Consider the following 20225-nt stretch of genomic DNA (forward strand, 5'->3'; position numbering starts at 1 on the left):
GGATATGAAGAGATATTCTAGGAAAGAAATTATAGGGCGCTTATATCAAAGGATTGAAAAGCACGAACCGGTCATAGCATGCGGCGCCGGAACTGGATTGTATGCCAGGGCAGAAGAGAAAGAAGGGGTTGACATTATTCTGGCAGGGGCAAAGTCTCAAGCGTTGATCAACGGCCTTGCAGAGGAAGAGTGCATACTTCCTTACCATGATGTAAATGAGGTTGCCCGTGAATTGGCCAAGCATCTTCTTCCGGTTATAGAAAGGACACCTGTAATAACCGGCATCGGGGCTTATAATCCTTACATAGATGCCGGCAGGATGATCCGCCATGTTAAAAATCTTGGATACAGTGGCGTGATCAACAGTCCTGGCAGCAGCGCGTACGAAGCCCGGCTGAAACAAAGCTGCTTCCGAAAAGAAATAGAATTTATAACGAAAGCAAAGCAGGAAGATATGTTTACAATGGCAGTTGTGAAAACACCGGACGATATTACTGCTATGTACGATGCGGGGGCAGATGTCATCGTAATACAATGCCAGGAGACGGTAAAGGACCGTGGAGAATATATCAGGTATCAAAAGCTGCTCGCCGACAGCGTGTATGAGCTCAGCGAAAGTATTATTGTACTTGCAGATGTCGGATATCTGACCGAAACAGATGACCTACAGCGGCTGCTAACTGAGACGAAGGCTGCCGGGATAGTCAGTGAAGAGGCGGTTGGGAGTCTGGCAGTACAAAGAGATATGTCAAATACACTGAAAGAAATCATTAATTTTCTGTAGAAAGTGAGGAGAGCATGGATGGGCTGTAAATTTACAAGGCAGGAAGTATTAGACAGACTGAATAAAAAAAGGGCTGAAAAAAAGCCAATTATAATCGGGGCCGGAGGTGTCGGACTGATTGCCAAAGCGGCGGATAAAGCAGGAATAGATATAATAATGTCATACTGTACAGGGCCTGTCAGGATGAACGGCAATGCAGGACAGCTTGGCTATATGCAGTATGTTGACTGTAACGGGGTTTCTCTCGAAATGGGGAATAAGATAATCGACCGCGTAAGCGACACGCCTATGGTTGCAGGGATTGGAGCAGGCGACCCATACAGAGATATTGACCGCCTGATAGATGAACTGACAGGAATAGGATATTCAGGAATTACAAATGTGCCGACGCTGGGTGGACACTCAGGAGCACTGCGCAAGAGTATGGAACGGGAAGGCATCGGCTTTAATGGCGAGGTAAAGCTCATCCGGAAATGCCACGATAAAAATATCTTTACCATAGCCTATGCATTTGACGAAGAACAGGTGAAAAGCATGGTTCAGGCGGGAACTGATATCATATGCCCCCATGTAGGGGTTACAAGGGACAAGGCCTTTAAATTCAATGTTCTTACGGTAGAGAAGGCGGCGGAGAAGATTAACCGTCTGTATGATGTGGCTGTCAAGGAGAACCCGGACGTGATTGTGGCGTGCCATGGCGGACCTTTTGCAGACCCGGAATCGGTGCAGAAAGGATTCAGGCTCACGAAAGCAGACGCGTTTGTCGGAGCATCCACGGTGGAGCGGATACCTACGGAAGAGGCGATATACGAAGTCGTACAGGAATTCAGATCACTGACACTTGGGAAATAGCAGAGAGGGATACGAATGAAAACGATAGCAGTTATCGGGGCATTTGACACAAAAGGCAGGGAGTTTAGTTACCTGAGGGACAGAATCGAAGAGTATGGGGCGCATCCCCTTATGATAGATGTGGGGGTGCTGGGGGAACCGCAGTTCCGTCCGGACATAACGGCTGTAGAGATTGCGGATTTATCTGGTACAGGGCTTAGAAGACTCAGGGAACAACGGAACCGAAAAGCTGCAAATGATGCAATGATTCGCGGCATTAAGGCCATGGTGGAAAAGCTGCATAGGGAGGGCAGGATCCAGGGGGCCGTTTCTATGGGGGGAGGGCAGGGCACGCACATAGCTGCGTCTGCCATGTCGGCCCTGCCGATTGGATTTCCGAAAGTAATCTTGTCAACAGTTGCGACTGTCGCACATGCGCAGTCTCATTTTGAAGACATAAATGATACGATGGTGATGAATTCGCTGGTGGACATCCAGGGCCTCAACTACCTCCTAAGGAGCTCCATCAGAGAAACTGCGGCTGCTGTTGTCGGACTGGCCAGAAATGCTGAGATTTTATCCTTGCCGGCGGGAGCAGGAAAGCGCATCGCGATGTCCATGTTCGGAATCACTACGCCGTGTGTCAGCGGGATACAGGAGAAGCTGGAAAGGAACGGGTACGAAGCGCTTGTATTTCATACGACAGGAATGGGAGGCAGAATAATGGAAAAGGCGATACGTACCGGCCTTGTCGATGGAGTAATAGATGTCACGCTGGGTGAGATAACCTCCGATGTTTTCGGAATTCCGGGAGGTGCAGGCGGGGACCGCCTCTGCACCGCAGGGAAAAAAGGGATTCCTCAGATTATAGTTCCGGGTGCTGTGGACGTATTGAATTTCATGCCCCCTGAAACGATGCCGCCCGCATATGAAGGGCGAAAATATCTGATGCACAATACCGATTTAAAAGTAGTCAGGACAAACATAGAAGAAAATAAAATATTAGGAGAGGACATTGCAAGAAGATTGAACTACTCAACCGGAAAGACCGTTGTTATCATTCCTCTCAGAGGGGTGTCTGCAAATGATTGTGAAGGAAAAGAGTTCTATTCCCCGGAAGCAGATCGGGAATTATTTAAAACAATGAGGAAGAATCTGAAGCCGCAGATTGAGGTAATCGAGCTGGACTACCACATCAATGCCCCGGAATTTGCTGACTATGCTGCACGTTTTATGATGGAGGAAATGCTATGAGACGTTTTAGAGGGAATCGACTCTGTAGCAAAGGTGGGAACTCTGCACATTAGAATATAACAAGGGAAAGGAAGCGTAATACATGAAGACAGTTGCAGTTATCGGTGCACTCGACACGAAGAGTGACGAGTTTCTATACTTAAAGACGAGAATCGAGCGGGAAGGCATAAAGACGCTTGTAGTAGACACCGGCATCCTCGGCAGTCCCGGCTTTTCCCCTGACATAAGCGCGGCGGCGGTCGCCCGGGAAGCAGGGGAGAATCTGGAGCAGATGCGCCGGGAGCATTCCAGGCAGAAATCCAACGATACCATGCTGAAGGGGGCGGCCCTCACCGTCCGCCGCCTGCATGAGGAGGGGAAAATTGATGGGGTGATAACGATGGGAGGAGGCCGCGGAACGATTGTCGGGGGTGAAGTGATGAGGAACCTGCCGGTCGGCTTTCCGAAAGTCATGGTGTCTACACAGGCTACCAATGGTTATGCGCAGCATATGTTCGAGGGAATCAACGACACCTTTGTCATCAATTCCCTCGTCGACATCTCCGGCCTGAACGACATACTGAAGATGGTCATGAATAAGGCTGCGGTTACGATAGCAGGCATGGTGAAGATGGAGCAGGCGCCACTTGAGAAGACGAGGCCGAGAATTGCCATGAGCATGCTCGGAATCACTACACCGTGCGTGTCGGCGGTACAGCGGCGGCTGGAGCAGGCCGGATTTGAGACGCTCGTATTCCACAGTAACGGTCTCGGCGGAACGTGTATGGAGAAGATGATACGGCAGGGCTGGATAGACGGGACCGCGGATATAACGACTGCGGAGCTCACCCCCGGTGAACTTGGAGGCATCGGATATGCCGGGCCGGAGAGGCTCACCGGCGGAGCCGATATGGGTATTCCCCAGGTCGTCGTGCCGGGCGCAATGGATATCATCGACTTTGCGCCGCCGGAATCTGTGCCGGAGAAATATCTGGACCGGCGGTTCATCATGCATGTGACCAGCCTGAAAGTCGTTAGGACCTCAGTAAGCGAGAACCGCCACATGGGAAAGCTCATGGCTGGGAAGCTGAACCAGTCCAAAGGCAAGGCCGTCGTGGCGTTTCCCCTCAGAGGACTGTCCGCCAATGACTGCGAAGGGACCCCATTCTATGACAGGGAGGCGGATATGGCGCTGCTTGAGGCGCTGGAAGAAAACTTAAGAAATGATATACCGATATATAAATATGACTGCCATATCAATGACGAGGCATTCGCAGACGCGGTCGCCGGACTTGTACAGAAAGTAATGATATCGTAAACATATGGAAATTACTGGAAAATTGTTGTAAGATGGATACAGAAGATGAACAGGTCGGGGAGAACGGTATGGCAAATAAAAAGAGAAGTCAGTCTCTGTATTTTAAGATAAAAGACGATTTGAAGGAACAGATTATTTCCAGGCAGCTCAAGGCAGACGACCGTATCATGTCGGAGGCTGAAATATGTGAGCACTATGATGTGAGCAGGATAACGGCGAAGCGGGCGCTGGACGAGCTGATGTGGGAAGGGTATATTACGAGAAAGCCGGGCAAAGGCAGCTTCGTGACCTACCACGCAATCGAGCACCTGCTGAACGGCTTTTACAGCATCAGCGAGGAAATTCGCAAAAATGGCCTGGTGCCGTCTACGAGGCTGCTGGAGTTCCGGGAACTTGAAGTGGCCGATACGGTCGTTTCGGAAACGCTGAAGGCTAAGCTCGTTCTGGAAGGTGCAGATCAAGTATACTATATCAGAAGGCTCCGGCTGGCCAGTGACGAGATTATAGCGCTGGAGACATCATACGTGCCAAAGCGGCAGTTCCCGGGGCTGGCTGAGCAGGATTTCCAGAGGGGCGCCGCGCTGTATGCGGTGTTCCAGGCCAGATATGGATGCGAGCCGGACAGAAGCCAGGAACTGTTTTCCGCCCACACGGTGAGCAAGAAGGAAGCGGAGGCGCTCGGTGTCCGGCCGGAATCTGCCGCGCTCAAGGTCGTGAGAATCTCTTACGCAGGGGAAAGGCCGGTGGAATATACGGAACGGCTCTTCCGGGGGGATGCATATACATATAAGTTGGAACTGAGAAAGCATGGAAAATAAAAGGCGATAATGAACCGCCGGCGTGTGAGGCAGAGGAAGGGGCAGACAGCCCCTCCGCTGCCTTTTCTTATCTGGAAGCACGCGGAAGGGTCCTGAATGGGAGGAAGATACGATGAACAGAAAAATTGTTATAGGCAACTGGAAGATGAACAAGGATATCAGGCAGTCGGTCGAGTGTGCGGAAGAACTGCTTCAAAGCAAATACGGACTGGACACCGTGAACAGTACGGATATCGTGCTGACGCCGTCCTTTCTGGCGTTAAATGAAGTAAAGAAGGTGTGTGCGCAAAGAAGCGGCATATACCTTGGGGCTCAGGATGTATTCTACGAACCGTCGGGCAGTTACTGCGGTGCCATCTCGGCCGCGATGCTTTCGGAAGTGTGCAGTTACGCTTTTGCCGGGCATTCGGAGCGGAGGATGTATTTTGGCGACACGGATGAAATGGTATACAGGAAGGTCAGGGCTTGTACGGATGCCGGCATTGTTCCGATATTCTGCATCGGCGAGACGGGCAGGGCATACAGCGCAGGCCGGACAAAAGCATATCTACGGTACCAGATAGAACATGGGCTTAAGGATGTCAGGCCCTGTGACATGGTCGTGCTCTATGAACCGGTGTGGGCACTGGGGACAGGAAGGACCCCGCGCACCGACGAGGTGGAAGAGGTTATGTGCTTTGTGAAAGAAACACTTGCCGGACTGTACGGCCCAGACCGCAGTGCGGGACAGGCCGCAGTGCGGGCGGTATACGCCGGAAGCGTCTGCCCGGAGAATGCAGCCGCATACGCAGCGCTTCCTCATGTGGACGGGGTTGCTGTCGGGACGGCAAGCCTCTGTGCACAAAAGCTGGCAGCTATCATACATGCCGTCGACCGGGTGGACTGACATGCTGAAAGTACCTAAAAAATTTCAATGATGATGGAAAAATATTCTATGTTCTACTGGTGCCATATAGGATAAGCTGTAAATATCAACAAAGAGCACTGATAAAAGTGCGGGAAGAAAGGAGAATTGTATTATGAAAAGAAAAGCAGCTATGGTAGCAATGGCAGCACTGCTTGCAGTTTCGCTGACAGCATGTGGTGGATCGGGAGGATCGGACAAGAAAGATTCATCATCAAAAGAAAGTTCAGGCGGAGAGGTGGCTAATAAAGATAAACCGCTCGTATGGTTTAACCGCCAGCCATCCAACAGTTCTACCGGAGAGCTGGATATGACGGCTTTGAATTTCAACAAAGATACATATTATGTTGGATTTGATGCAAACCAGGGTGCCGAACTTCAGGGCACGATGATAAAAGACTACATCGAGAAGAACATTGACAAGATTGACCGTAACGGTGACGGAACGATTGGTTATGTCCTGGCTATCGGGGATATCGGACATAATGACTCCATCGCACGTACAAGAGGTGTCCGTAAAGCGCTTGGAACAGGTGTGGAGAAAGACGGAGAGATCAACAGCGAGCCGGTCGGCACAAATGCAGATGGTTCTTCCTCTATCGTACAGGACGGAACGCTTGAAATCGGCGGAAAGTCATACAAAGTCAGAGAGTATGCTTCTCAGGAGATGAAGAATTCTGCAGGCGCTACATGGGATGCAGCGACAGCAGGAAACGCAATTGGTACATGGAGCTCTTCTTTCGGCGATGCAATAGATATCGTTGCTTCTAACAATGACGGTATGGGCATGTCCATGTTCAACGCATGGTCCAAGGATAACAAGGTTCCGACATTTGGTTATGATGCTAACAGTGATGCAGTAGCCGCAATCGCAGAAGGCTACGGCGGAACGATCAGCCAGCACGCAGACGTACAGGCATATCTGACCCTTCGTGTTCTTCGCAACGCTCTTGACGGAGTAGACATTGACACAGGTATCGGAACGGCCGATGACGCGGGCAACGTCCTGACAGATGATGTATATACATATAATGAAGAAGAACGTTCCTACTATGCACTTAACGTTGCAGTTACAGCTGACAACTATCAGGATTTCACAGATTCTACCAAGCTTTATGAGCCAGTATCAAATCAGCTGGACGAAGGCAAGAGCGCTACTAAGAAAGTATGGCTTAACATCTACAATGCATCTGATAACTTCTTAAGCTCTACATATCAGCCGCTTCTGCAGGGATATGACAAGCTTATGAATCTCGACGTCGAGTACATCGGCGGTGACGGACAGACAGAGTCCAACATTACAAACCGCCTTGGAAATCCAAACCAGTATGATGCATTCGCAATCAACATGGTTAAGACAGACAATGCTGCTTCCTACACATCATTACTTCAGTAGAAACAGACAGTAAAATAAAAAACAGACGATTGGGGAGAAGGAATTCTCCCCGAAAGTTTATCTTGAAACTGCAGGGCAACACGATAATATCAATATACGAATACAGGACAGGAGTAAAATGATGGCAGATAAGAAAGATGACATAGTCTTATCGATACGCGGTATGAGCAAGTCCTTTGGCCGCAACAGAGTCCTGGATCATATCAGCTTAGATGTGAGGCGGGGAAGTGTCATGGGACTTATGGGTGAAAACGGCGCCGGTAAGTCAACGATGATGAAATGTCTTTTTGGTACTTATCAGAAAGACGAGGGAGATATCTTCCTTTGTGGAAAGGAAGTAAGCTTTTCCGGGCCCAAAGATGCTCTTGAAAACGGCATCGCGATGGTTCATCAGGAATTGAACCAGTGTCTGGAAAGGAATGTAGTTGATAATCTGTTTCTTGGGAGATATCCGGTCAATTCGGCTGGTGTAATAGATGAGGGAAGAATGAAGAAGGAGGCGTCCGACCTTTTTCGGAAATTAGGCATGACTGTCAACCTCAGTCAGCCGATGCGCAACATGTCTGTGTCACAGAGACAGATGTGCGAGATTGCCAAGGCAATCTCATATAATTCAAAGGTCATAGTTCTGGATGAGCCGACTTCATCGCTGACCGTACAAGAAGTCGAAAAACTCTTCGAGATGATGAGGATGTTAAAGGAACAGGGAATTGCCCTGATTTATATTTCACACAAGATGGATGAAATCTTCCGAATCTGCGATGACGTATCCGTACTTCGAGACGGAGACCTCGTTATGACAAAGAGTGCCAAAGATACAGATATGAATGAGCTGATTGCGGCGATGGTAGGGCGTTCTCTTGAAAACAGGTTCCCTCCGGTTGACAATACGCCAAAGGAGCCGATTTTATCTATTCAGCATCTATCTACAAAGTTTGAGCCTCATCTGACCGACATCTCGTTTGATGTAAGAGAAGGAGAGATATTTGGACTGTACGGGCTCGTCGGAGCAGGCCGTACGGAACTTCTGGAGACAATCTTCGGCGTCCGCACGAGAGCGGCGGGACGCGTTTATCTCAGAGGCCGTCTGATGAACTTTAACAGTGCCAGGGAAGCCATGGATCATGGGTTCGCTATGATTACCGAGGAACGGAAAGCGAACGGGCTTTTCATCAAGGCTGACCTTACATTCAATACTACGATAGCGAATCTGGATCAGTATAAGTCCGGGCTGGCGCTTTCAGACTCAAAGATGATAAAGGCAACTTCCGATGAGATTAAGACGATGCATACGAAGTGTATGGGACCAAGTGATATGATTTCAAGCCTTTCCGGAGGAAATCAGCAGAAAGTCATATTCGGAAAATGGCTGGAGCGGGGACCACAGGTATTTATGATGGATGAACCTACCCGGGGAATTGATGTCGGAGCAAAATATGAAATCTATGAGCTGATTATCAAGATGGCAAAACAGGGTAAGACCGTGATTGTCGTGTCGTCTGAGATGCCGGAAATTCTTGGGATTACAAACCGCATTGGCGTAATGTCAAATGGCCGGCTCTCCGGGATCGTCGATACCAAAGACACAGACCAGGAAGAGCTTTTGAGACTCAGTGCAAAATACCTATAAGGAGGGAGACGGATAGATATGGCTAAAGGAAATAGTAAAGTTCTTACGGCTGAACAGGAATTAGAGCTGCGTCAGCCAATCGATGATTATGTCGGTAAGATTCAGACGCAGATTGACAGCCTCAGGGTGGAAGGTACAGATAAGGTTATCTCCCTTCAAAACAGTATTGATGGCTTGAAGAGAGACCGCACCTTGACAAAAGGCGAGAAGGAAGACCGGATTGCAAAGCTCCGGAGCGAACTGGAAAAGGCGAAAGCAGTTGAAGTAAGAAATAAAGATGAGATAGCAAAGCTGATTGCAGATGCAGAAGGTTATCTCAAAGCACACTATGACAAAGAGTATTATCAGCCGGTCAAAGAAAGCTGCGAGCAGGAAAAAGAGCTCGTAAAGGAAAGATACCGGCAGAAAATTGCAGAACTGGAAAAAGAGCATCAGAAGAATCTGGCAAAACTTTCGGATCATCAGGAAATAAAAGATGAGAAATACGTGTATAAGAACCTCTTGTTTGATGCCAAGATTCAGATGCAGAAAGGGCTTCAGGAGGTAAAGGACAGAAGGCACGCTGCCTTTGCATATGAATATCACCTGATTGACCTGCTCCGTATGTCAAAGTTCACATTTATGGAGACAAGGGCACAGAAATGGGAAAATTATAAATATACATTCAACCGCAGGTCATTTTTACTGCAGAACGGTCTGTATATAGCCATTATTCTGATTTTTATTATGTTGTGTATCATTACACCGATTATCAAACATTCTCCGCTGCTTACATATAATAACGTATTAAATATACTGCAGCAGGCTTCGCCGAGGATGTTCCTTGCACTTGGAGTTGCAGGGCTGATTCTCCTGACAGGTACTGACCTGTCTATCGGACGTATGGTCGGCATGGGTATGACGACGGCTACGATTATTATGCATCAGGGAATCAACACAGGTGCCGTGTTTGGCCATATATTTGACTTTACAGGGATGTCGCTTGGCGTGAGAGTCGTATTGGCACTCGTAGTGTGTATCGTGTTGTGTACCTTCTTTACATCAATTGCAGGCTTCTTTACAGCCAAATTCAAGATGCATCCTTTTATCTCGACCATGGCAAACATGCTTGTAATCTTCGGACTCGTTACTTACGCAACGAAAGGAGTATCTTTTGGTGCGATTGAGCCGACGATCCCGAATATGATCATACCGAAGCTGAACAGCTTCCCGACGATTATATTATGGGCAGTAGCAGCTATCGCAATCATATGGTTCATCTGGAATAAAACAACATTCGGCAAGAACCTGTATGCAGTCGGTGGCAATCCGGAGGCGGCAGCGGTATCAGGTATCTCTGTATTTGCTGTAACGGTAGGCGCGTTTGTGCTGGCAGGAATCCTCTATGGATTTGGTTCCTGGCTGGAATGTGCAAGAATGGTAGGCTCTGGTTCTGCGGCATATGGACAGGGCTGGGAGATGGATGCCATCGCAGCCTGCGTAGTAGGCGGCGTATCCTTTACCGGAGGTATCGGTAAGATTTCAGGTGTAGTAGTCGGCGTATGCATCTTTACCGCACTTACCTATTCTCTTACAATCCTTGGTATCGATACGAACCTCCAGTTTGTTTTTTCCGGTATCATCATCCTCGTGGCAGTAACACTTGACTGTCTGAAATATGTACAGAAAAAATAATCGGATAATAGTTTCACAAGAGCCAGACATCGTTCTGGCTCTTTTCGTTACATAGGAAACTGCGTTTGGCGGGTTAAGGGTCCGCCACTATTTACAGTTATAGGTCTGTTTGGTATAATAAATGCAGTCACACATACACACATACGGAGAAAAAGATGAACACATATACAGTGCTTCTGGTGGATGACGAGGAAGAAGTCATCCAGGTAATCATAAAAAAGATAAATTGGGAATGGCTTGGATTTTCCGTAATCGGATATGCCAATAATGGGGTGAAGGCACTTGAGATGGTGGAAGAATTCCAGCCGGATGTCGTTATGACAGATATCAAGATGCCCTACATGGATGGCCTGGAGCTGTGCAAACACATCAAGGCAGATTATCCGGCAACAAAGATTCTGCTCTTTACAGGCTTTGATGAATTTGAATATGCGAAAGAGGCGGTACACCTGGAAGTGGAAGAATATGTGCTGAAGCCGGTTAATTCTGTCGAACTGACTAACGTATTCATACAGATGAAAACAAAGCTGAACCAGGAAATCAGTGAAAAAAGAAATGTGGAAACATTGCAGAAATATTATCTGGATTCCCTGCCTCTCCTGCAGGCGAACTTCTACTCAACGCTGATTGAAGGAAGAATTTCAGAAGACGAGCTTCCAAAATATATATCGGATTACCAGATATCTTTATCAGGACCATTTTTTGTCTGCCTTGTTATCTATACATCACCGAGCCATGTGCCGGAACATATGAACACCCTGCTCCTGTCAACCGCTGTCCAGAAGCAGGCGAAGGAGTACCTGGGGGAGAAGTGGCAGGCAAAATGCCTCTCTTATCTCGGGAATACGGTCTTAATCGTTCAGATGAAGGATGAAACAGAGGTATCAGAACTGACGGATGAATGTGACAGGTTCTGCCGGTATGCCGAGCGCATCATAGGCGCTGTCGTAACTGTCGGTATCGGCCGGGTCTGCGAAAATGTCCTGGATCTGCCGCTGTCCTATAACAGTGCAAGAGAGGCCGCGTCTTACCGGGTGATTTACAGGGCTCCCAGGGCAATCAACATAAAGGAGATTGCGCCACGTGAAATCAGCAGATCCAGCCCGATGAACGACGCAAAGCTGTCGAACCTGTTCCATACGATCCGGATTGGTTCGGCGCAGGAGATGGCAGAAGCCGTCAAGGAATATCAGGAATATCTGTCTGTTTCAGCAAAATCCCTGCAGCAGTACCATATCGCGATTATGGAACTGGTCAGCGGATTTTATAAATTTGCAACGAACAATAATATTGACGTGGATGAATGTCTGGGAGACATGAGTAAGCTGTACAGCCATCTTCTTGATCTGGAGCCGGATGTGATGGGGAAATGGCTCACAGATACCAGCCTGTCTTTCCAGGAAAGGCTGATCAGTGCCCGGAGCAGTTCCACTCAATCTTTCGTAAGCAAGGCAAAGGAGCATGTTCATAATAACTATGCGGATGAAGAGCTCTCGCTGGACAGCATCTGTAAGATCCTGTCTGTATCAAATTCTTATTTTTCCACTATATTCAAAAAGGAGACAGGAAATTCGTTCATCGGCTATCTGACTGAATATCGGATGGAACAGGCATCCCGGCAGCTGGTAGAAACAGACGAAAAGAATTACATTATCGCTAAGAATGTGGGCTATACGGATCCGAATTATTTTAGCTATGTATTTAAGAGACGGTTTGGCGTATCCCCTTCCAAATACAGAGTGGAGCATACGAAGAAGTGAAAGATAAATATTTCAGGCGTTTGAATAAAGTAAAGCCGAGAGAGATCCAGTCTACGATTATGATTGCATTTTCCCTGATTTCGCTCTCTCTGATGATGGTTCTTGGAATCGTCATGTACATCAGGTTCTCCAACTTATCCAGGCAGGAAACGGTACAGAGTACACAGAAGCTGATGGAACAGACAGGGGAGAATCTCGAGGATTATCTTGTCAGCATGAGACAGATATCCGATGCTGCCTATTACAATGTCATAAAAGAAAATGACTTTGCAAGCCAGGATCAGGATATCCAGACCAAGATGAATCTTCTATATGAGGCAAACAGGGACAACTTAAGGAGCATAGCAATCTATAATAAGCATGGGAGCCTGCGGATGGCGGAACCGGTAGCGGCGCAGAAGGAAGATCCCGACGTGACGAAGCAGGACTGGTATAAACAGGCGATGGATGAGATGGAGAATGTACATTTTTCCATTCCTCATATCCAGAATCTGTTTGATGACGGTACGTTCCGCTATTACTGGGTGATATCGTTAAGCCGTGTCGTGGAGCTGACAGGCAACGGAGTGTCGCAGCTGGGCGTTCTGCTTGTGGATATGGATTATTCCAGCATTTCACGTATGATGAAACAGATCAATACGCTGAATACGGAACAATATTACTATCTGTGCGACAGCAGCGGGCAGATTATCTATCATCCGCGTCAGATACAGATCAGCGACGGGATATATAATGAAAACAGCAAAGTAGCTGCGGGCTATAAAGATGGCGTCTATGATGAACGTTTTGAAGGCGAGTCCCGCAAGGTCGTGGTCAATACGATCAGCTATACCGGATGGAAGCTGGTGGGCGTAATTCCCAATGCCACGTTTACCCACGGAACGGTCAGTATCCGATATTTTATAGCCATCCTCGTGCTCTTGATGGCTATGATGCTGGTGGTGATTAACCGGGTCGTTTCCGTCAGGATTTCCAGCCCTATTTTGAAACTGGATGATTCAGTCAAAGGATATGAAGCGGGGGAAACGCCGGAAATCTACATAGGCGGGTCTTTGGAGATCCGGCATCTTGGCCATTCTATCCAGCGTTCGTATGAGCAGATTGATACACTTATGAAGAAAATTGTTATGGAACAGAATGAGCGGAGGAAAAGCGAGCTTGATGCGCTCCAGAGCCAGATAAATCCTCATTTTCTGTACAACACATTAGAGTCTATCGTATGGATGGTTGAAGGGGAGCGGAACAATGAGGCGGTATTCATGCTTTCGCAGCTGGCGAAGCTCTTCCGCATCAGCCTTTCCAAGGGAAGTACGGTAATCACCGTGAAGGATGAGCTGCAACATGCACAAAGCTATATGAATATCCAGAAGATCCGCTATAAGAATACATTTTCCATAACATTCCAAGTAGACCGGTCCATCTATTCGTATTGTACGGTAAAGCTGATCTTACAGCCAATACTCGAAAATGCAATCAACTATGGGGTCAGCGGCATGGACGACAGCGGGGAAATCACGGTAACCGGAAGGCTGGAGGGAGGCAATCTGATTCTTGCGGTGACAGACAATGGAATGGGGATGCCAAGGGAGGAGGCAGAGCTGGTCCTGACAGACAGTGAGCGGGTACACAAACATGGTTCCGGAGTCGGACTTGTGAACGTCAACAACCGTATCCAGATTCTCTTTGGAAAAGAGTATGGCCTTGATATCGAGAGTGAACCCGATGAGGGCACGACGGTTTCCATCCGCCTGCCGGCAGTTCCGTACACAGAGGAGAATAAAAAGGTTCTGGAACAGGGTCATATCTTCAGCATGGAAGAAATGAGCGACAGGGAGAATGGCGATGAAGAATGACAAAAAAGTATTTATTCTGATAGAAGCAGTTCTGGCTGCGATTGTACTTGCAATGGCAATCTTTCTGCTATCGGAAAAATCAGAGGCAGATATGGATAAGGTCTCTGTCATCGTCCAGAATTCAGGTGACAACCAGTGGGCCGCCTTTATATATGGGCTGAAAATGGCGGCGGCAGACCAAAAGGTTGAGCTGCTGGTTGTCAATACCGAAACGATGCTGACAGCGGAAGAACAGAAGGACCTCATAGACGGCGAGATAGAGAATGGAGCCGGCGCGGTCATCGTCCAGCCCGTGCCGGGAGCGGACACAGGGGAGATGTTAAAAAAGGCCAGAAACAGGGTCCCGGTCATGCAGGTAGAAGATACTGCATCCGGGGAAAGGGATCCTTCCGTGCTCCCGACGACGGAACCGGATCACTACTCTATGGGTACAGCGCTGGCGGAGGAGCTGCTCAAAGATTATAACGGCAATTTAGACGGGAAGACAATAGGGATTCTGATGGAGTCAGGGGACTCTGCGGCTTCGGAAAAGCGCAGGCAGGGATTCAAAGACGGGATAAAAGATGCCGGTGCGAAGATTCGATGGACGGCTGCCCGTATCTTTGATGAAAGCAGCGACGCTTCGCTGGAGGACCAGCCTGAGGTGGATCTTGTAGTGGCACTTGATGATAACAGCCTGACGACATCCGGGGAATGTTCTGCAGCGAATAATCTGCATGGCGCCATTGTGTATGGTATCGGAAATTCTACGGAAGCAGCGTATTATCTGGATGCGGGCTACGTGGAATGCCTCGTTGTGCCGGATGAATTCAACGTAGGATACCAGAGCCTGACAGAGATTGCGGAAAGTCTCGGAAACCGTCTCAGAAAGACCAGGGATATCACGGTGTCGTACACGGTCATCCGAGGCGACACACTGTTCTCAAAAGAAAATCAGGAAATTCTTTTTACGATGAGCCAGTAGGGAGAAAACCAGAGGTATTTGAATGAAGATGAAAAAAATGTTGGCGTCAGGGCTTGTATTGTGCATAAGTATCCAGCTGTTATGTGCCTGCGGCAAGGCGGAACAGAATACGGCGGAAAAGGTGCATATCGGGGTCACATACTATGATCAGAGCGATACGTTTTTAGGTGAGCTGCTCACGGATTTTAAAGAGCAGCTTAAAAAGTGTGAGCGGGACGGCCTGGAGACTTCCGTGATAATCCAGGACGCGGGCGGTTCGCAGAAGACCCAGAATGACCAGGTAAAAGAACTGATCGATGCAGGCTGCAATGTTCTCTGCGTCAATCTCGTAGACAGGTCTGATCCGTCAGAAATTATTGACCTTGCAAGGGAATATGATGTGCCGATCATATTCTTTAACAGAGAGCCGGTTGCAGAAGATATGATGCAGTGGGACAAGCTTTACTACGTCGGCGCATATGCCAGGCAGTCCGGCCAGATGCAGGGCGAACTGGCTGCCGATTTGATAAAGGCAGACAGCCGGGTCGACCGCAATAAGGACGGCAGGATCCAATACGTGGTGCTGGAAGGGGAACCGGGCCACCAGGATGCGATTATCCGGACAGAGACAGCGGTCGAAAGCTTGAGGGAGAACGGGATAGTTCTTGAGAAAAAAGGCTATCAGATTGCAAACTGGAACCGGGCGCAGGCACAGAACAGGATGGAACAGATGATCAGCCAGTATAAGAATGATATTGAACTTGTCCTGGCCAACAATGACGACATGGCGCTTGGAGCACTTGATGCCTACAAGAAGCTGAACTATACGGAGACGAATCTGCCGGTAGTATTCGGAATCGACGGGACGGATGTGGGCTTAGAAGCAGTTGCGGGCCAGCGCCTGGCCGGAACGGTGTATAATGATAAAGAAGGGCAGGCAGAAGCTATGGCAAAGCTGGCGGAGGTGCTTGTAACCGGCGGGGATATCGAGGAGATCGGACTCACGAATGAAAGATATTGTTACCTGCCATATTTTAAAGTGACGATAGACAACGTGGAAGAGGTACTGGAGAACAATATACGTTAAATACGCGGATAGTTTGAGGAGGGCGGAACAGATGCATAAAGAGGAAGAGCGTTTCAGACGGCTGGAAGAAGAGCTGAAGGCGTCCAATGAGAAGATGCAGGACATCATTAACGCAATTCCCGGCGGCGTGGCAATCTATAAAGTTTCGGACAGATTTGAGACGGTGTATTTCTCTGATGGAGTGCCGGAATTGTCTGGTTATTCCGTGGAAGAATACAAAGAGCTCGTCAAAGGTGACGCCGCCGAGATGACCTATCGGGAAGACACGGAGATGGTAGTGTCAAAGGCACGGGAAGTTATAGACTCCCGTGGGATAGCCAGCATCGAATTCCGCAAGCAGCACAGGGACGGGCATATCGTGTGGGTCCGGGCACAGGTCAAATGGATGGAGGAGGAGGATGGCTGCCCTCTGCTCCACTGTGTATTCCACAACATTTCAGAGATTAAGGAAGCTCAGCTGGAGATGAGGCATATCATCAACTCCATACCTGGCGGAATTGCCAGCTACCAGGTAGTGGGGAACCGGTTTATTCCAACTTTCTATTCCGATGGCGTGATGGAACTGTCGGGCCATACTCGAAAGGAGTATGAGGAGATCATCTGTGGAGACGCGCTGAACATCATATATGAGCAGGACAGGGAGCGGGTGATGGACGCTGCCGCGGGGGCCCTCTTAAGCGGCGATGTCCTGGATGTATCCTATCGAATGCGGCATAAGAACGGGAACCTCATATGGGTACATCTCAATGGCAGGCGGATGGGACCGCAGGCGGATAGTATGCGTTTTTATGCCGTATTTACGGGTATGTCAGAAGAGACACGGATTTTTCAGGAAATGGCCAATGAGACGGCAGATGGAATCTATGTCATTGCAAAAGAGAATTACGAGCTGCTCTATGTCAACGAATCGAAGGCCCTCTTTGCGGGCAGCCGGGACTGTATCGGAGAGAAATGCTACAAAGCGCTTCACCGCCGGGAGAAAGTGTGCGGGTTCTGTACGCTCGAGAGCCACGAGCCGGATGGAGGGGAACATGAGATGGCAGTCCCTGGTACGGGGCGGTACTTCAGCACACGTTTTCGTGAGACGGTCTGGAACGGGATACCGGCTTATGTCAAATTCGTCCGTGATATTACAGATGAAGTCACAACGCGGAAGGAAAAGGAACGTCTGGAACAGTATTTTCAGACAATCCTCCGCAATCTGCCCGGAGGCGTCGCTGTTGTCCACTATGAAAAAGACGGCAGCATGACGCCGGAATTCTTATCTGATGGTTTTGCGGCCATGACGGACATGACACCAGAAGAGATGTGGAAGCTGTATCGTGCAGATGCCATGGAGGGGGTACATCCTGACGACCGGGCATATGTGGCGGAACAGATGAATGAATATATTGCCAGCGAAGCCGGCAGCTGGGAGATCATATATCGCCTGAGGAAAGGCAGCGGCGGTTATGTCTGGGTGAAGAACAACCTGTCCCTCATAGAGAATGAAGGGGGTGAAATGCGTGTCTATGCCATGTACCAGGACATGACAAAAGAGCGTGAAGAACAGGAAAAGCTGCGCCGGCAGTATCAGGATATGCTCATGCAGCACTATCATACGCATGGAGCGGATACGCTCGTTCTCGGCCACTGTAACGTGACGCGGAACAGGATTCTGGAAATCAGCGATTACACAGGCTCAGAACTGCTCCATACGTTCGGTACCGTCAGGGAGGAGTTCTTCACGGGTATCGGACGGTTTATCCCGGATGAGAAGGAGCGGCAGCAGTTTTATGACAGATATCTGAACAAGCCTTCGCTGGAGGCGTTCGAGCGAGGCGAGACCGAACAGAAGATGGGGTGCTTCCTAAAACTGCCTGGGGAAGAGAAGGGGAGGTATGTGCAGATCAAGATGAACCTTGTGTCCACGCCGGACAGCGGGGATGTCACAGGTGTGCTGACAGTGACGGACAGCACCCGCCAGACGGTCACGGACCGTATCATGTACCAGCTCTCATCGTCAGGCTATGATTTTATCGCGGACGTAGATTTGGACGAGGATACTTATACCATTCTGTCATATGGCGTAACCGGAGTCGGCATCCCCCCTGAAAAAGGAAGCCATTCAAGATGGGTGGATATGATGCTTGATTCGAGGGTAGTGCCCAAAGACAGAGAGCGGTTCAGGAAGAACCTGGATATCGCGCATATGCGGAAAAAACTTGAAGATAAAAGCTCTTATACATTCGCATATTCCGTGATGGAGAATAATGGAGACATCCGCACGAAGAACCTGACCGTATCTGCCGTGGATCTGCGGATTGGCAGAGTATCCCTTTCCAGAACAGATATTACAGAGCCGGTCCGCGAGCAGCAGGCGCTGCTCCGTGTCATTGCATATACGTTTGAACTGGCCGGATTTATCGACATCAGCTCCGGGAGCTTTACGATGTATACGAGAGATACGGTACTCAATAACCTGCAGCCTTATTTTATCGAGGACTACGACGCAGAGGTCCTTGATTTTGTAAAGGATTACGGGACGGATGAAGTCAGAGAGGAAATATATCACAGCTTTCAGACGGAAACGATCAGGAGAAAGCTCGAGGAAGAACAAAATGGGTACGACTTTTTATTTCCATATGCACGCGGGGATGAGGAGCGGTATAAGCAGATCAATGTCATGTGGGGAGATATCAACCATCGTACAATCTGTCTTGTGCGTGCAGACGTGACAGATATGCTTGCTGCCGAGAGGAGAAATAAAAAGGCATTGGAGAATGCGCTCGTACTTGCGGAAGAGGCTAACCGGGCTAAAAGCGACTTCCTGTCTGCCATGAGCCACGACATCCGGACACCGATGAACGCTATCATCGGGATGACGACGCTGGCGAAAGCCCATCTCGGGGAGCAGGCGCGTGTGGCAGACTGTCTTGACAAGATATCCATTTCTTCCAGACATCTTTTGAGCCTGATCAATGATATCCTGGACATGAGCAAGATTGAAAGTGCCCAGATATCCATGAACAGTACGGAGCTATATCTTCCGGAGGTGCTGGAGGAAATCTCTGCAATCATCTCCCCGCAGGCGAGAGAAGCCGGCCTGCGGTTCGAGATAAAGATTGGAGATATCCGGCACAGATACTTTTACGGAGATGCACTCCGCATCAATCAGATTCTCATCAACATTTTGAGCAATGCGGTGAAATACACCCGGGAAGGCGGAAGTGTGGAGTTTCTGACAGAAGAGATACCGCCCGTCAAGCGTGCAGATGCCGCGCGATACCGGTTTATAGTGAGCGATACGGGAGTCGGGATGTCGGAGGAATTTCTTGTGCATATATTTGACCCGTTCGCGCGGAGCAACGGGACACAGCGCATCGAGGGTACCGGCCTGGGGCTGAGCATTACGAAGGGGCTTGTGGATCTCATGGGAGGAGAGATTTCTGTGGAAAGCGTTCCCGGTAAGGGCAGCCGATTCCAGGTGGAGCTGGAATGCAAATATTCGAATACGGAAAGTGACGGTACAGGAGCGGACAAAAAAGCATCCGGGGCGGGTGAAACAGATGACCACATCTTTGAAGGGATGCTGTTTCTCGTCGCCGAAGATAATGAGATCAATGCAGAGATACTGTGTGAACTGCTGGCCATGTACGGGGCGGAAACGGACGTGAAAGAGGACGGCAGGCAGGTGGTGGAAGCGTTCCGTGACGCCAGGCCGGGCACCTATGATGCGATTCTTATGGATATACAGATGCCGGAGATGAATGGATATGAGGCCACGCGCGCTATCCGCGGGATGAATCGCGACGATGCCGCAGATATTCCGATTATCGCCATGACCGCCAATGCATTTGCCGAAGATGTGAGAGCAGCCAAAGACGCCGGAATGAATGCCCATGTGGCGAAACCGGTCGATGTGGATATACTGAGGAAGACTATAAAAGAAGTAGTAGACAGGGCCAGGTAATCTTATATGGACTGGGATACATTTTAAATCTGCATTCCGGAT

General features: G+C 49.0%; 14 protein-coding genes. All 14 read left to right on the forward strand.

All coding sequences use genetic code 11. The features are described 5' to 3' along the window. The first annotated feature begins 4 nt into the window (after positions 1–4). The 14 genes from HMPREF0980_RS12155 (at position 5) to HMPREF0980_RS12220 (ending at position 20183) form a co-directional block, all read left to right on the forward strand. Positions 5–784 (forward strand): phosphoenolpyruvate hydrolase family protein, encoded by a 780-nt coding sequence (locus HMPREF0980_RS12155; protein WP_049729362.1) that lies wholly within the window; start codon positions 5–7, stop codon positions 782–784. A gap of 18 nt (positions 785–802) precedes the next feature. Beyond that, entirely contained in the window at positions 803–1636 is an 834-nt protein-coding gene (locus HMPREF0980_RS12160) for a phosphoenolpyruvate hydrolase family protein (protein WP_049729363.1), read from the forward strand. A 15-nt stretch (positions 1637–1651) separates the two neighbouring features. Then, a complete protein-coding gene (locus HMPREF0980_RS12165; protein ID WP_049729364.1) occupies positions 1652–2869 on the forward strand; it encodes a Tm-1-like ATP-binding domain-containing protein in 1218 nt (405 codons plus the stop codon). A gap of 82 nt (positions 2870–2951) precedes the next feature. Next, complete coding sequence (locus HMPREF0980_RS12170; protein ID WP_049729365.1) at positions 2952–4166, forward strand: Tm-1-like ATP-binding domain-containing protein; 1215 nt, start codon at positions 2952–2954, stop codon at positions 4164–4166. Positions 4167–4198: 32 nt separating this feature from the next. Beyond that, complete coding sequence (locus HMPREF0980_RS12175; RefSeq protein WP_049729366.1) at positions 4199–4984, forward strand: GntR family transcriptional regulator; 786 nt, start codon at positions 4199–4201, stop codon at positions 4982–4984. A gap of 112 nt (positions 4985–5096) precedes the next feature. Beyond that, positions 5097–5870 carry a triose-phosphate isomerase family protein gene (locus tag HMPREF0980_RS12180; RefSeq protein WP_049729367.1) on the forward strand — a complete coding sequence of 258 codons (774 nt, stop codon included), beginning with the start codon at positions 5097–5099 and terminating at the stop codon, positions 5868–5870. Between the two features lie 133 nt (positions 5871–6003). Further along, positions 6004–7284, forward strand: a complete 1281-nt coding sequence (locus tag HMPREF0980_RS12185; protein WP_049729368.1) for a substrate-binding domain-containing protein — start codon at positions 6004–6006, stop codon at positions 7282–7284. Between the two features lie 121 nt (positions 7285–7405). Continuing rightward, a complete protein-coding gene (locus HMPREF0980_RS12190) occupies positions 7406–8914 on the forward strand; it encodes a sugar ABC transporter ATP-binding protein (RefSeq protein WP_049729369.1) in 1509 nt (502 codons plus the stop codon). An 18-nt stretch (positions 8915–8932) separates the two neighbouring features. Next, positions 8933–10588, forward strand: coding sequence for a galactose/methyl galactoside ABC transporter permease MglC (locus HMPREF0980_RS12195; RefSeq protein WP_049729370.1), 1656 nt, complete (start codon positions 8933–8935; stop codon positions 10586–10588). Between the two features lie 155 nt (positions 10589–10743). Continuing rightward, positions 10744–12348, forward strand: coding sequence for a response regulator (locus tag HMPREF0980_RS12200; RefSeq protein WP_049729371.1), 1605 nt, complete (start codon positions 10744–10746; stop codon positions 12346–12348). After that, positions 12345–14201, forward strand: a complete 1857-nt coding sequence (locus tag HMPREF0980_RS12205; RefSeq protein ID WP_049729372.1) for a cache domain-containing sensor histidine kinase — start codon at positions 12345–12347, stop codon at positions 14199–14201. Before HMPREF0980_RS12200 ends, HMPREF0980_RS12205 begins: the two co-directional genes overlap by 4 nt. Continuing rightward, on the forward strand, positions 14191–15165 hold the full coding sequence (locus tag HMPREF0980_RS12210; RefSeq protein ID WP_049729373.1) for a sugar ABC transporter substrate-binding protein: 975 nt from the start codon (positions 14191–14193) through the stop codon (positions 15163–15165). The genes HMPREF0980_RS12205 and HMPREF0980_RS12210 overlap by 11 nt, the downstream gene beginning before the upstream one ends. 22 nt (positions 15166–15187) lie before the next feature. Next, complete coding sequence (locus HMPREF0980_RS12215; RefSeq protein WP_049729374.1) at positions 15188–16231, forward strand: galactose ABC transporter substrate-binding protein; 1044 nt, start codon at positions 15188–15190, stop codon at positions 16229–16231. A 31-nt stretch (positions 16232–16262) separates the two neighbouring features. Continuing rightward, positions 16263–20183: a PAS domain-containing hybrid sensor histidine kinase/response regulator gene (locus tag HMPREF0980_RS12220; protein WP_084002759.1), complete on the forward strand. Its 3921-nt coding sequence runs from the start codon at positions 16263–16265 to the stop codon at positions 20181–20183. Positions 20184–20225 lie beyond the last annotated feature (42 nt).

The sequence above is a fragment of the Dorea sp. D27 genome (genome assembly GCF_001185345.1).
Lineage (GTDB): Bacteria > Bacillota > Clostridia > Lachnospirales > Lachnospiraceae > Extibacter.

What these genes read in the sequence shown, in the direction of transcription:
- HMPREF0980_RS12155 (WP_049729362.1), top strand. Translation starts at nt 5, where the DNA reads ATGAAGAGATATTCTAGGAAAGAAATTATAGGGCGCTTATATCAAAGG.
- HMPREF0980_RS12160 (WP_049729363.1), top strand. Translation starts at nt 803, where the DNA reads ATGGGCTGTAAATTTACAAGGCAGGAAGTATTAGACAGACTGAATAAA.
- HMPREF0980_RS12165 (WP_049729364.1), top strand. Translation starts at nt 1,652, where the DNA reads ATGAAAACGATAGCAGTTATCGGGGCATTTGACACAAAAGGCAGGGAG.
- HMPREF0980_RS12170 (WP_049729365.1), top strand. Translation starts at nt 2,952, where the DNA reads ATGAAGACAGTTGCAGTTATCGGTGCACTCGACACGAAGAGTGACGAG.
- HMPREF0980_RS12175 (WP_049729366.1), top strand. Translation starts at nt 4,199, where the DNA reads ATGGATACAGAAGATGAACAGGTCGGGGAGAACGGTATGGCAAATAAA.
- HMPREF0980_RS12180 (WP_049729367.1), top strand. Translation starts at nt 5,097, where the DNA reads ATGAACAGAAAAATTGTTATAGGCAACTGGAAGATGAACAAGGATATC.
- HMPREF0980_RS12185 (WP_049729368.1), top strand. Translation starts at nt 6,004, where the DNA reads ATGAAAAGAAAAGCAGCTATGGTAGCAATGGCAGCACTGCTTGCAGTT.
- HMPREF0980_RS12190 (WP_049729369.1), top strand. Translation starts at nt 7,406, where the DNA reads ATGGCAGATAAGAAAGATGACATAGTCTTATCGATACGCGGTATGAGC.
- HMPREF0980_RS12195 (WP_049729370.1), top strand. Translation starts at nt 8,933, where the DNA reads ATGGCTAAAGGAAATAGTAAAGTTCTTACGGCTGAACAGGAATTAGAG.
- HMPREF0980_RS12200 (WP_049729371.1), top strand. Translation starts at nt 10,744, where the DNA reads ATGAACACATATACAGTGCTTCTGGTGGATGACGAGGAAGAAGTCATC.
- HMPREF0980_RS12210 (WP_049729373.1), top strand. Translation starts at nt 14,191, where the DNA reads ATGAAGAATGACAAAAAAGTATTTATTCTGATAGAAGCAGTTCTGGCT.
- HMPREF0980_RS12215 (WP_049729374.1), top strand. Translation starts at nt 15,188, where the DNA reads ATGAAGATGAAAAAAATGTTGGCGTCAGGGCTTGTATTGTGCATAAGT.
- HMPREF0980_RS12220 (WP_084002759.1), top strand. Translation starts at nt 16,263, where the DNA reads ATGCATAAAGAGGAAGAGCGTTTCAGACGGCTGGAAGAAGAGCTGAAG.